Genomic DNA, 12,548 nt, shown 5'->3' on the forward strand with positions numbered 1-12,548 from the left:
CCACCCGTGTCCATCGCGATCCCCTGGCCGGCCCAGGTCCTGTTGGTCCTGTATCTGGTCATGAGTCTCCTGTGCTTCGCCTGCTACGGGTGGGACAAGCGCCTGGCCGTCGCCGGCCGGCGGCGCATTCCCGAAGCGCGCCTGCACCTGCTGGAACTGCTGGGGGGCTGGCCGGGCGGCCTGCTGGCCCAGCGACTGATCCGCCACAAGAACCGCAAGCCCGCCTACCAGCTGAAGTTCTGGCTGATCGTGGCCCTGCACCTCGGCGCGCTGGGTTACTGGCTGGCCAGCGGCTGAGGTTGGGGCCGAGGTGCAAGGCCGATCGCCAGGCCCCGGGGCTTAGCCGGCCCGGGTCGATCAGGGCACCAGCAGGATTTTCCCGTCCCGTGCGCCCGCTGCGGCCGCCGCCACGGCGTCCTTGATCTGGCTGATGTCGTAGGTCGCGGCGATGCGGGCCTTGAGCTGGCCGCTGGCGATCAGTTGGATCAGTTCGCCGAACAGTTGCTTCTGCTGCTGCGGGCTGGCCTGGCGGAACCAGCGGGCCAGCCAGAAACCTTTCAGGGTGACATCGCGGAACACCAGGGAACTGACGCCCACCTGGCACGGCTCGCCGCTCATGCGGCCGTAGTTCACCAGCACGCCGCCCTCGCTCAGGCAGGCCGCCAGGTGATCGGTGGAGGCGCCGCCCACGGCGTCTATGCCCAGCTTCACCGGTGCGCCGCCGGTGGCCTCGCGCACCCGCCTGGGCAGGTCGGGGCCGTCCACCAGCACCCGATCGCCGCCTTCGGCTTCGACCGCCGCGACGGCTGACTCACGGCGCACCACATTGAGGGTCTTCAGGCCACGGATCTTCGCCAGCTGGATGAGGTAGCTGCCCACCCCGGAATTCGCCGCGTTCTGGATGACCCAGTCCCCCGGCTGCAGGTCGACGAACTCCCGCAGCATCAGGTACGCGGTGGGCGGGTTGACGGTGAGCATCGCCAATTGCTTCGGATCGGCGCTGGGCAGGGGTATCAACTGCTGGGCCTCGGCGATCAGGTGGGTACGCCAGGTGCCGCATCCCACCGGCAGCAGCACGGTCTGGCCGGGCTCGAGGCCGGTGACGTCGGCCGCCACTTCCAGCACCTCGCCCACACCCTCGTTGCCGCCGATGGCGGGCAGCGGCGGCAGCATGCCGTACTCGCCGGTGAGGGTGAGCACGTCGGACGGATTGATGGGCGCCGCCAGCACCCTCACCAGCGCCTGGCCGGCGGTGATGGGGGGCAGTTCGAGCGGCACCGCGTCGATGACGTCCTGGGGCACCGGGCCACGGGCCTGGTATTCGGCTTTGAGCATGAGGTTTCTCCTGGCGATTCCTGGGGGATCTGAGTCTAGCTCCGGATGGCCGCCGGCCACTGAATCGCTCGCCATTCCCGGGACTGATCCCGTGACGCGATCTGGATGCCCGAGGTCGCTCCCGGGGCGGTCGTGGGCGGAGGCTTTGCTAGGTTCGCTCGGGAAGCTGGATTCGGGGCTTCCTCATGACACCCATCCAAGGAAAAAGAAGATGAAGATCGCCAAGACACTGATGTCCGCATTGCTGTGCCTGGGGTTGGCCAGCGCCGCCCAGGCCGCCACCGAACTGAAGCACTGGCCGGAGCCGGCCGCGAAGCAACTGGATGCGCTGATCGCCAAGCATGCCAACCAGGGCAACTACGCGGTCTTCGACATGGACAACACCAGTTACCGCTACGACCTGGAGGAGTCGCTGCTGCCCTTCCTGGAGATGAAGGGCGTGCTGACCCGCGAGAAGCTGGACCCCTCGCTGAAGCTGATCCCGTTCAAGGACGTCAATGGTCACAAGGAAAGCCTGAACAGCTACTACTACCGCCTCTGCGAAGTGGACGACCTGGTCTGCTACCCCTGGGTGGCCCAGGTGTTTTCCGGCTTCACCCTGCGCGAGCTCAAGGGCTACGTGGATGAGCTGATGGCCTATGGCAAGCCGGTTCCCGCCACCTACTACGAAGGTGACGAGGTGAAGACCATCGAGATCAACCCGCCGAAGATCTTCACCGGCCAGAAGGAGCTGATGAACAAGCTCCAGGAGAACGGCATCGAGGTCTACATCATCACCGCCGCCCTGGAAGAGCTGGTGCGCATGGTCGCGTCCGACCCCAGGTACGGCTACAACGTGAAGCCGGAGAACGTCATCGGCGTCACCACCTTGCTGAAGGACCGCAAGACCGGCGCAGTCACCACCAGCCGCAAGCAGATCACCGACGGCCACTATGACGAGAAGGCCAACCTCGACCTGGAGCTGACGCCCTACCTCTGGACCCCGGCTACCTGGATGTCCGGCAAGTACGCGGCCATCCTCACCTACATCGACGAGTGGAAGAAGCCGATCCTGGCGGCGGGCGACACCCCCATCAGCGACGGCTACATGATGTTCCACGGCACCGATGTGTCCAAGGGCGGCATCAACGTCTGGATCAACCGCAAGGCCAAGTACCTGGACCAGATCAGCACCATGCAGAAGACCCATGCCGACGCCCAGGCGAAGCAGGGGTTGCCGGTGACGGCGGACAAGAACTGGATCGTGGTGCTGCCGGAGGACATCCAGTAACGGCCCCCTGATCGCCTGCCCGTCCGGCGGAAGCCGGCGGGCACCGGAGGGGCGACGGCTCGATCGGTGAGTCCGGCTGTCCTCGTCGGACGCTGAAGTCGCGCCCCTCCGCTGCTACCCTGCCGGGCCCCGCTGGAGTCCCGTCATGGAGCATTGGATGAAGTACCTGGCCCTCGTCCTCAGCCTGAGCCTCGCCTGCCTGCCGCACGCGGCGCTGGCCTGGTCCAACCATGCCCTGGGTACGGTCCTGGCGTTGGGGGCCATGCCGGAAATCAGGGATGCGTCAGCGGTGGAGGTGGAGAGCCTGGAATCCTTCCTGGCCGAGGAAGGCGTGGCCATCGAGCAATTGCTGGACGAGCAGGAGGAGTTCTTCCGCGAGAACCTCGCCGGCTATCCGGCGCGCCCGGATGACCTGCGCTTCGTTCCCACCCATCAGGGTGATCCCCGCCGCAGGTTCCTGATGGCGCTGCGGGTGAACCCTGAGATCAGGCTGGCCTATTTCGTCCAGGGCCTTCCCGGCACGGACTGGAGCGCGCACCGTCTCCTGGACGCCAGCCAGGTGCTGGTGTTCCGCAAGCTCGACATCTGGCGCGAATGGCGCTTCTACCAGGTGTCGCCGGGTGACAGCGTGCCGGCCCTGGCGGTGGTGGCCAGCGCTGCCGACGAGCCGGATTACGGCCACGACATCAACCTGTTCAGCGATAACCCGGGCGACGTGGGGCGTCGCTATGACTTCGGCCGACAGCCCTTCGGCGATGCGCGGTTCGAGTACTCCTCCCAGGCACCCTTCCACATCGGCTACTACCACGAGGACGAGGTCATCTACCGGTCCGCGCCCTTCCTCGCCAGGACCTACCCGGAGATGCGCGTCTACCAGTACCTGGGGCTGGCGCGTTTCGCGTTCGAGACCGGCCATCCCTACTGGGGCTACCGCTTTCTCGGCTGGGGCCTGCATTACATCCAGGACCTGACCCAGCCCTATCACGCCAAGGCGATGCCGGGACAGGGCACGGGCCGGCTGATCTGGATCGCGTTGAAGGCGGCGGTGGGCCTGGACGCGGACAAGCGAGCGGCCATCGAGCGGATCGCCAACCGGCACACCGAGGTGGAGCGGTATCAGGCCGACTGGCTGCGCAGGCTGCTGCATGAGGGGGGCCAGGACAGCCCGCTGCTGCGCGCCTATGCCGACAGCCGCACGGATGGGGATTACCCGGCCTTCGATGAGGATTCGTTGCGGGCGGTGGTGTCCCGGGAGTCCTACGACTTCGCGGATGATTTCGACGCCCGCATCGCTCACTGGCTGGCGGGAGCACAGGTTCGGCAAGGTTTCAGCCAGGGCAACACCTTGGCGCCATTGCCCGAGGACGGGCAGCTGAACCAGGTGCTGGTGCGGTTGATCCGCCACTTCGGTGCCCACAGCCGTAACGCCGCGCGGGCGACCCTGCCCTAGCGGCGAGGTCGCGAACCGGCCCCGCTTCGCGACCTCGCTCCCGCAGGGCTGCGGCTCAGTGATACTGCCGTACGCGCAGCTCGGTGTTCTCGGGCAGGGCGGTGTCTTCCACGGGCACTTCCAGTTCCGCCTCGGGACGGGCCATCAGCCCGAACAGGCTGGTGAGGGGGGACAGCGGGCCTTTCTGCGCCACCTGGCCCCGGTCGTCCACGGCGACCGCGGGCTCCGGCAGTTGCTCGGTGGTGACGCGGAAATCGTTAATCTGGATGACACCGCGACCCTCCGCCAGGAGGTGGAAGGAGAAGGCCTTGCGTGCCTCGGGGTTGTCGAAGGCGAAGCTCACCGTCAGCGGCTTGCCCGGCTTCAACGGCGGGAAGTCGGGGATGGGCAGGGCCACATCGCGTTCGAACTCCTTGGCCTTGAGCCGCAGCTCGGCGCCCTTGCGATCCATCTGCACCACCTTGATGGTCATTTCCACGCGGGTGCGGCTGTTCTTCGGAAGCTCCATGTACTGGGCGCCGATCAGGTTGTCGGCCCAGTCATCCCGCGCCTTCTCTTTCAAACGGATGCGCTCGCGAGTCGCGAACTGGTACTCCTGGCCCGGGTTGCCACCCAGCAGGGACTGGTCCAGCAACGCCGCCCGTTGCGACACCAGACGGGCCTGCTTGCCACCGTAGCTGCCCAGGTAGCGGGCTTCATCGGCGATGAACCCGTCGCTCTGGTAGCGCCGGCAGACCTGGCGGAAGTCACACTCGGTGAACTGCTCCTTGCCGTCGTGGTAGCGCAGTTTGCCGTTGGTGTAGGAGATCATCTCGCGGCCGTTCTCGTAGTCGCGGAACAGCGAGCGTCCCGCCAGGTTCTGCGGAACCCGGTAGCCGAAGTAATCGAGGATCGAGGCGGTCAGGTCGACGTGCCCGTAGACGCCCCCCTTGATCGGCGGCAGCGCGGCCTGTTCGGGCGCCAGCACCAGGTTGAAGCCCCAGGCCGAGGCGAGGCGCACGTTCTCGATGCCGTGGGACTCGTCGGAGGTGACTATCACCAGGGTGTCCTTCAACACGCCCTGCTTTTCCAGGTCGGTGAGGAAGGCGTCCACCGCATCGTCGAGGTAGGCGATGGCGGCCTTCTTGGCGTCCGGGTAGCGGGCTAGGTAGTCCTGGGGGGCGGAGTAGGGCTGGTGGGTGCCGACGGTGAGCAGGGTCAGCATCCAGGGCTTCTTCTGCCGGCGCAGTTGCTTCACGTAGCCGAGGGCGCCTTCGAAGAAGGCCCTGTCGTCCATGCCCCAGGGAAACTCCAGGTAGGCCTTGTTGCGAAACCAGTCGCGGCCGAGCGTCTTGTCGAAGCCCATCTGCGGCATGACCTTGTCCTTGGCCATGAAGCGCAGTCCGGCACCCTGGAGGAAATGGGTGCTGAAGCCGTGCTGGCGCAGCTGCGAGGGCAGGCAGGCCTTGGCCCGGGCGGGGTTGTTCAGCAGCTCCAGGCCCTTCGGCGTGCCGGAGTCCAGCTTGCTGTAATCGCCGCAGAGCATGGCGTAGAGGCCGCGAATGGTCTGGTGGCTGTGGAGCACGTAGTCCGGCGTGGTCATGGCGCGCTCGGCCCAGCTGCTGAGCCGGGGCATGAGGGCGTCCTGGTAGCGGCTGTTGATCGCGGCGCGGTTGGCGGCGATGTAGGCGCCGGGTATGCCTTCGAGGGTGATCACCAGCACATTGCGCGCGCGGCCCGGACCGGCCAGCAGCGAGGTGCCCTCCAGGTCCAGCCGCGCCAGGCCGGCGATGTCCGGCGGCGCTTCCGGCTGGTCGCCGTCAAGCCAGTCCTCCAGGGCCAGTTGGCCGCCGTTGGCCGCGCTGGCCATCAGCTTGTGGGGCAGGTTGAACTGCTGCCACTGATCGGCCTCGCTGGGGTGGGTGGATTGCAGGGTCATGTGGCCGGCCAGCAGGGCGGTGGGGGCGGCGAACCATTTCCATGACAGCGGGCGCTGGCGGCGTCGCCAGCAAAGCAGGGAGGCCAGCACCGCCGCGCCCAGGGCCAGGGCGAGGATGGGGTGGGTCAGGCCGCCGCCCTGGGTGGAGTGGCTGATGAATTGCGGGTCCAGCAGGTACTTGAGGTCGCCGGGTTCCGGCATCCGTCCCACGGCGCCCACCAGCTCGGCATTGCCGAGGACCATCAGGCACCAGAGCAGCATCAGCGGCAGGGCCAGCAGCAGTGAGCGGCCATGGAGCAGCACCAGCAGGAAGCCGCCGATGGCGAGATCCGACAGGTAGCCGAAGGGGTTGGACCAGCCCAGGGCGTAGCGACTGGCCACGGGGATCACCAGGAACAGCGTGCCCAGGGTGGCGAGCGAAAGGGATTGCGGCAGCCAGCGGCTGATGGGGCGCACAGGAACTCCTGAGATAGGGCAGCGAGAATCCGTCGGGTGATGCCGGAATGCATGGGGAATCGGGGTGACGACGCCATGATTCTGAAACATCGTCGTGCTAGCTACCAGTGGACAGTTTTGCAGAGTGAAAATTCAGGGTGTTCCCAGGCTGGTCGTCCGACGATGATCGGACGATTCCGGGCACTGAAGGCGAGGTGTCCGGGGCGCTCACGCCTGGACGCGGGCAGCAGGTAGAATGCCGCCTCGATTTCCAGAGGTCGCGAACATGGCTCTTATCGGGCGTTTCAATTCACTGCAGGTGACCAAGCACACCGACTTCGGTCTCTACCTGGATGGCGGCGCGGATGGCGAGATCCTGCTACCCCGGCGCTATGTCCCCAAGGACCAGCCCGTGGAACCGGGGGACTGGCTCAACGTCTTCGTCTACCTGGACAGCGAGGACCGCCTGATCGCGACCACGCAGAAGCCCAAGGTGCAGGTGGGCGGCTTCGCCAGCCTGAAGGTGGTGGAGATCAACCGTGTCGGCCTGTTCCTCGACTGGGGCCTGCCCAAGGACCTCCTGCTGCCCCACTCGGAAGAGAAGCGCCCGCTGCAGGTGGGCGACTACTGCGTCGTTCACGTCTACCTCGACAAGCGCACCCGCCGGATCACCGCGACGGCCCGCCTGGACCGCTACCTGGACCAGGTACCGCCGCGCTATGCCCCCGGCCAGGCGGTGGACCTGCTGGTGGTGGAGCGTACCGACCTCGGCTACAAGGCGATCATCGAGGGCCAGCACTGGGGCCTCATCCACAAGAACGAGGTGTTCAAGTTCGTTCGCAACGGCATGCGCGAGCAGGGCTTCATCAAGGAGATCCGCCCCGACGGCAAGATCAGCCTGAGCCTGCAGCCGGTCGGCCAGCAGGCGGTGGCCGGGCTGGGCGAGCAGATCATCGCCGCGCTGAAGGCGGAGGGAGGCGTGCTGCACCTCTCCGACAAGAGTCCCCCTGAACTCATCAGCCAGCGCTTCGGCGTGAGCAAGGGCAATTTCAAGAAGGCCATTGGTGGCCTTTTCAAGCAGGGGCTGATCCGCATCGAGGAGGATCGAATCGAGCTGCTCTGAACCGACCCGCCGGCCCGGAATTACTGGGCCTTCACTGGCAACCCCCGGCTGCGGAGGCGACTCCCGTCGGGGGTTTTGCATTCCATGGCCTGTGCAAATTGCACGCTGGGTCGATACCGGATCGTGCGCAATGCATGGGAAAAAGTGTGTAAATAATTTGCAAGCGACTGATTTATTTGGGGTTTCAGGTGTCGAACCGCCCGCATGCACGCTTCAATGGGGTGCAGGAGCAATTCTGATTTCTGGGAGAGAAGACATGGATCTGGATTTCGACACACTGACCAAGGCCTTTCCGGATTACGAGCTGAGCACCAAGGCCAGGCCCGACGGTGGCTTCGTGTTGACGCTGCAACGGGAGGAGCGCTCGTTCCAGCGGGTCGTGGGGGCGTCGGCGCAACTGGACTGGCTGATCAGCACCTTACGCCGCGACCTGGCGCTGGAGTATGGGGAGGTGCCGCCGGTGGAATCCCTGAAAGTACTGCACGGCAGGCCGCTGCCGCGTTACCTGCGCGCCTGAGGCGGAGGGGCCGCGCCAGGGGCGCGGCCCGGTTGCGGCTCAGGTCTCGACGCCGCCTTCCGGCATCATGGCTTCACCGCCCTGGCGATCATCCCGGTTCGCCGGATCGCGAGGCGTATCCTCAGCGGCCTTCTCCTTCTTCTCCGGCTCTCCCAGCAGCTCGCGCGCGGAGGCCTGGACGTCGTCCACCTGCTTGTTCAATTCATTGACCGCTTCGCCAATGGCTTCCCGGGCGATTTCCTGGGCGGCCGCTTCGGCTTTTTCCGCCAGCTTGTTGGCTGATTCCTCGGCCATTTCGCAGCCGGTGAGGCTGGCCAGCAGGCCGGCGCCGAGCAGCAGGGCGGTCAGGCGGGGGGCGGGTTTCATGGGGTGATTCTCCAGTTGCGTTGAGCGGCGGCCATGATTGCCTACAGCGATCGCCGAAGAAACCTGCCAGCCGGACGAATCTGTATGCGGACATTTCCAGGCGGGCGCTCAGGAAAAAGCCCCGGGTTCCACAGCGGCGACTGTAAGGAACCCGAGGCCTTGGGCCGGCGACCGCCGGCCTCGATAGAACTGACCGGTGGATCCCTCGGGGGTTCAACGGCCAGCGTGATCCGTCGGCGTTCACTAGGCTTGCCTGAACCAGGTCGGGAGGGGAGGGGCGAGTCGATGGGCGCGAAGGGAGCCATGCTGGGCATCCTGCTGGCGGCGGGCGTGGCGTCGGCGCAGGAGGTGAGTTTCGACGACATTCGTCCCATCCTCCAGGCCCGCTGCGTGATGTGCCACAGCGGCGAAGCCGCGCCCCTGGGGCTGCGCCTCACCAGCCTGGACGAGTTGCTCAAGGGCAGCGCCAACCGCGAGGTGGTCAAGCGTGGCGACCCCGCTGGCAGCGAGCTGGTCCGGCGCCTCAGGGGCATCAGCCAGCCACGCATGCCCATGACCGGACCGCCCTTTCTCGGCGACGAGGAAATCGCCCTGTTCGAGGCCTGGATCAGCGGCGGCCTCAAGCCGGGCGATCAATCCGCCTCGGCGAAGCTCGCGCCCGCACCGCTGCAACGCCCGTCGGCGGGCCAGCCTGTCACCTACGCCCATGTGGCGCCGATCTTCGCCAGTCGATGCGTGAAATGCCATTCGGCCAATGGTCTGATGGGCTCGGCGCCCGAGGGATTGTTGCTGAACAGCTACGCCGGCGTCTTCGACCGGGACGAGCGGCTGCGGGTCGTGCCCGGGCGCTCGGCCGCCAGTGAACTGGTGCGGCGCATTCGCGGCCAGTCCCGGCCGCAGATGCCTTTCGACGGTCCTCCGTTCCTGAACGAGGAGGAGATCCAGCTGATCGTGGACTGGATCGACCAGGGCGCCCTGGATGCCGAGGGCCGGGCAGCACCTAGCCTGGCCGGTTCCAAGGTGCGCCTGCAGGGCGTGCTGGGACCCGGCTGGACCCTGGATTCCCTCCCCCTGGTGGTGGGACCGGGTACCCGGATCGACAAGTCGCCGCGTGAGGGCGACTACGTGGAGGTGCGAGGGCGGCTGGACGGCGAGGGGCGAGTGCTGGTGGAACGCATCCGCCGGCGCTGATGGACTCCCCAGGCGGCGTTCATGCCTCGGACGCCTCCAGGGCCTTGCGCTGCTGGCGGCCGCGCAACATTTCCGCGCCGCTGACCAGCAGGATGCCGGCGATCACCAGTGCCGCGCCGATGGCGAAGGACGATTCGATGCGCTCGCCCAGAATCAGTACGCCGAAGGTGATGCCGAACAGCGGCGTCATGAAGGACAGCACCGACAGCCGTGATGCGAGGTAGCGCCGCAGCAGCCAGAACCAGCCGAGGTAGCTCACCAGGGCGATGACCAGGGTCTGGAAGCCGAGGCTGACGAGCGCGCGCTGGGTGAGTTCCATCTCGGTACGGCCGCTGATGATGGCGGTGGCCGAGAGCAGCACGGCGGCGCCGGCCAGTTGATAGAAAAGGGTCTTTACCGGGTTGGCATCCGACAGCGAGGAGCCGCGGATCACCAGGGTGGTGGCACCCCAGGCCAGGGCGCCGAGGATGGCGTAGCTGTCGCCCAGCAGGCCGCTGCCCGAATGGCCGGCGCCCTTGCCGAGAAAGGCCGAGGCGATGCCGCCGAAAGCCACCAGCACGCCCAGCCACTGCAACGGTGATAGGCGTTCCTCCGCCAGCATGAGGTGGAGGCCCAGGGCGGCGAAGATCGGCGCGGTGTAGAGGAACACCGATACATGGGCGGCGCTGGTGTGGTTCAGCGCCTCGGCAATGAACAGGAATTCCAGTCCGAACAGCGCGCCCACCGTGAGCCCCGGGAGCAGGGTGCCGTCGCTGAAGGCGCCCCGGCCTTCGCGCCAGAGCACCAGGACCCCGAGCACCAGGGCCGCGCCGCCGGAGCGGATGGCCAGTTGCAGGATGGAGGGCACGTCCTCGAGGGTCAGTTTGATGGCGACCTGCTGGAAGCCCCAGCAGATGCAGAGGACGAACATCAGTCCGCAGGCGAACCAGTCCAGGGGCAGGCGTGAGGGTTTCATCGGATCGACTCGCAAGGCAGGGGGGCCGCAGCAGGGCCCCGAATGACGGCAGGATGGTCTTCCGCTGCCTTGCATTCAAACGATGATTTGTCATCATGCTTTGACTTTGACTCAAAGCAATCACCCCATGCGCCTTCCTTCCCTGATCGCCTTGCGCACCTTCGAGGTCGCCGCCCGCAGCCGCAACTTCACCGACGCCGCCCAGGAGCTCTCGGTGACGCCCGGTGCGGTCAGTCGGCAGATCCGCCTGCTGGAGGAGGAGCTGGGGGTGAGCCTGTTCGACCGCACGCGCAATACGGTGAGCCTCAACGACAATGGCCGTCGCCTGGCCGCGACCGTTGCCCAGGCCTTCGAGCTGCTGGCGCGGGGCGCCGATGAACTGCGTGGCCAGGACGAAGGCCCTATCCACATCACCTGCGCCCCTTCCATCGCCAGTCACTGGCTGATGCGCCGACTCAACCAGTTCTCCGCCGAGAACCCGGACATCACCCTCAGCCTGGAGGCCACCGAGCAACTGGTGGACCTCGAGCGGGGCGAGGCCACCCTGGCCATCCGCTTCACCACCGACGACACACCCATGCCCGCCAGCGAGCTGCTGTTCCATGAGGCGTTCTTCCCGGTCTGCAGTCCGGCCTACCTGGAGCAGTACGGAGCCGTCCGCGAGCCCCGCGACCTGCTGCGGGCGCGGCTGATCCATACGCACTGGCGAAACACCGCCAATCTGCATCTGCCCAGTTGGGAAGACTGGTTCGCCCGCTATGTGGGTGAGCCGGGGCCGGTGAAGGGCGGCATGCGCTTCGGCCTGATCGGTCATGCCATCCAGGGCGCCGTGAGTGGGCAGGGCTTCGCCCTGGGCTCAACCGCCCTGGCCACGGACGACATCGCCAATGGCCGCCTGGTACTGCCCTTCGGCGAGAGCTGCCGGCTGGCGACCCCCTGGTCCTATCGCCTGGCCTGGAGCCGCAGGTCGCCGCCGGCGGAAAAGGTGCGTCGGTTGATCGACTGGCTGCTGGCCGAGGCGCGGGCCAGCGTCTCCGGAACGCCGGGTCAGGGGCCGCGCTAGATCAGCTTGCGCCACTGATGCAGGCGATGCTGCAGGCTTTCGGCCCAGTCCGGGGTGGCCTGTCCGGTGCCGGCCGTCCGCAGCAGCGGGTGGTGGCTGACGACCCGCGCAAGGAGGGTTTCCTGGGCCGGTTTCACATCCACGAAGAAAACATGCTTGCCGGCGTCCAGGGTGGGCTTGAAGCGCCTGACCACCGCGCTTGGAGTCTGCAGGCCGAACAGGCTGCCTTCCCAGGTGCAGAAACCGAACAAGGCTACGGCGAGGAAGATGAAAGGCACCCAGCCCGCGACGGTGCCGGTCCAGCCCGCGAGCCAGGCCACCAGGATCACGGTTGATGCCAGCGCCAGGCCAATGCCGACGCCCACCAGGCTCGGATGCAGCAGATCGCGTTTGCCGAAGGAGGAGACATCGTGAAGGTGGTAGCGCCCGACCTCGGCATCGCGATTGCTGAGCACATGGATCTGCTCGTGGTCGATGCCCAGGGCTTCGAGCTCGTCCTCGACCCGTTCCAGGTCCTTGAGGTTGTCGCTGATGTAGTAGTGCCGCTGCATGGGAGGCCTCCCATCTGACTGTCGCCGGGCCCCCTGCCGGCCCTTTTTCCCCCGGTTCGCGGCCGCAGTGGGCCTTGGGGAAGTCTAGACCTGTGGGACCCGACGTCGGCCGCGGCCCGCTGATCGGTAAGCGCCCGGCGGCAGGTTCGATGCCTGCCCGGGCACTGGAGGGCTTACTTGTTGCCGATGCGGATATGACGGCTCGGCGCCACCTGGGCGCTCACGCCGCGCTCGATCTCCTGGATCTCGCCACCCTTCTTGAGGAAGGCGGCGATCTGCGCCTCCAGGTCCTCACGGGTGGTGCTGGCGGCTGGCGGTTTGGGGGTGCTGCTGTGGGAGGTCTTGATGCGCATCTGGATATCTCTGTTCGTCCT

At 66.7% G+C, this 12,548-nt stretch carries 13 protein-coding genes; 7 read left to right on the forward strand and 6 right to left on the reverse strand.

The features are described from left to right. Positions 1–6 precede the first annotated feature (6 nt). Entirely contained in the window at positions 7–297 is a 291-nt protein-coding gene (locus tag KF707C_RS29580; protein ID WP_004422146.1) for a DUF1294 domain-containing protein, read from the forward strand. Between the two features lie 60 nt (positions 298–357). Here the strand turns inward: KF707C_RS29580 and KF707C_RS09160 are convergent, their stop codons facing one another. Beyond that, positions 358–1,335 carry a zinc-dependent alcohol dehydrogenase family protein gene (locus tag KF707C_RS09160; protein WP_004422148.1) on the reverse strand — a complete coding sequence of 326 codons (978 nt, stop codon included), beginning with the start codon at positions 1,333–1,335 and terminating at the stop codon, positions 358–360. 211 nt (positions 1,336–1,546) lie between these two features. Between KF707C_RS09160 and KF707C_RS09165 the strand changes: the two genes are divergently transcribed. Next, entirely contained in the window at positions 1,547–2,605 is a 1,059-nt protein-coding gene (locus tag KF707C_RS09165) for an HAD family hydrolase (RefSeq protein WP_004422150.1), read from the forward strand. 157 nt (positions 2,606–2,762) lie between these two features. After that, positions 2,763–4,055: a phospholipase C/P1 nuclease family protein gene (locus KF707C_RS09170; RefSeq protein WP_004422151.1), complete on the forward strand. Its 1,293-nt coding sequence runs from the start codon at positions 2,763–2,765 to the stop codon at positions 4,053–4,055. Positions 4,056–4,110: 55 nt separating this feature from the next. Here the strand turns inward: KF707C_RS09170 and KF707C_RS09175 are convergent, their stop codons facing one another. Continuing rightward, positions 4,111–6,429, reverse strand: a complete 2,319-nt coding sequence (locus tag KF707C_RS09175; protein WP_004422153.1) for an LTA synthase family protein — start codon at positions 6,427–6,429, stop codon at positions 4,111–4,113. A 265-nt stretch (positions 6,430–6,694) separates the two neighbouring features. Between KF707C_RS09175 and KF707C_RS09180 the strand changes: the two genes are divergently transcribed. Further along, entirely contained in the window at positions 6,695–7,531 is an 837-nt protein-coding gene (locus KF707C_RS09180) for a CvfB family protein (RefSeq protein ID WP_036994096.1), read from the forward strand. Between the two features lie 256 nt (positions 7,532–7,787). After that, on the forward strand, positions 7,788–8,048 hold the full coding sequence (locus KF707C_RS09185; RefSeq protein ID WP_004422157.1) for a DUF3509 domain-containing protein: 261 nt from the start codon (positions 7,788–7,790) through the stop codon (positions 8,046–8,048). 39 nt (positions 8,049–8,087) lie between these two features. Here the strand turns inward: KF707C_RS09185 and KF707C_RS09190 are convergent, their stop codons facing one another. Continuing rightward, positions 8,088–8,414 carry a hypothetical protein gene (locus KF707C_RS09190; RefSeq protein WP_004422159.1) on the reverse strand — a complete coding sequence of 109 codons (327 nt, stop codon included), beginning with the start codon at positions 8,412–8,414 and terminating at the stop codon, positions 8,088–8,090. A gap of 285 nt (positions 8,415–8,699) precedes the next feature. Between KF707C_RS09190 and KF707C_RS09195 the strand changes: the two genes are divergently transcribed. Further along, the gene (locus tag KF707C_RS09195) at positions 8,700–9,605 is read left to right on the forward strand and encodes a c-type cytochrome domain-containing protein (protein ID WP_100244220.1); all 906 of its coding nucleotides are present in this window, start codon (positions 8,700–8,702) and stop codon (positions 9,603–9,605) included. Positions 9,606–9,624: 19 nt separating this feature from the next. On the opposite strand, the gene KF707C_RS09200 is transcribed toward KF707C_RS09195, so the two are convergent. After that, the gene (locus KF707C_RS09200) at positions 9,625–10,560 is read right to left on the reverse strand and encodes a DMT family transporter (RefSeq protein WP_004422162.1); all 936 of its coding nucleotides are present in this window, start codon (positions 10,558–10,560) and stop codon (positions 9,625–9,627) included. A gap of 127 nt (positions 10,561–10,687) precedes the next feature. Between KF707C_RS09200 and KF707C_RS09205 the strand changes: the two genes are divergently transcribed. Continuing rightward, the gene (locus KF707C_RS09205) at positions 10,688–11,623 is read left to right on the forward strand and encodes a LysR substrate-binding domain-containing protein (RefSeq protein ID WP_004422163.1); all 936 of its coding nucleotides are present in this window, start codon (positions 10,688–10,690) and stop codon (positions 11,621–11,623) included. On the opposite strand, the gene KF707C_RS09210 is transcribed toward KF707C_RS09205, so the two are convergent. Then, positions 11,620–12,174 (reverse strand): hypothetical protein, encoded by a 555-nt coding sequence (locus KF707C_RS09210; protein WP_004422165.1) that lies wholly within the window; start codon positions 12,172–12,174, stop codon positions 11,620–11,622. The genes KF707C_RS09205 and KF707C_RS09210 overlap by 4 nt on opposite strands. A gap of 173 nt (positions 12,175–12,347) precedes the next feature. Beyond that, positions 12,348–12,527, reverse strand: a complete 180-nt coding sequence (locus KF707C_RS09215) for a hypothetical protein (protein WP_004422168.1) — start codon at positions 12,525–12,527, stop codon at positions 12,348–12,350. Positions 12,528–12,548 lie beyond the last annotated feature (21 nt).

Origin of the sequence: Pseudomonas furukawaii, from assembly GCF_002355475.1 — a bacterium.
Taxonomy (GTDB): Bacteria; Pseudomonadota; Gammaproteobacteria; order Pseudomonadales; family Pseudomonadaceae; genus Metapseudomonas; species Metapseudomonas furukawaii.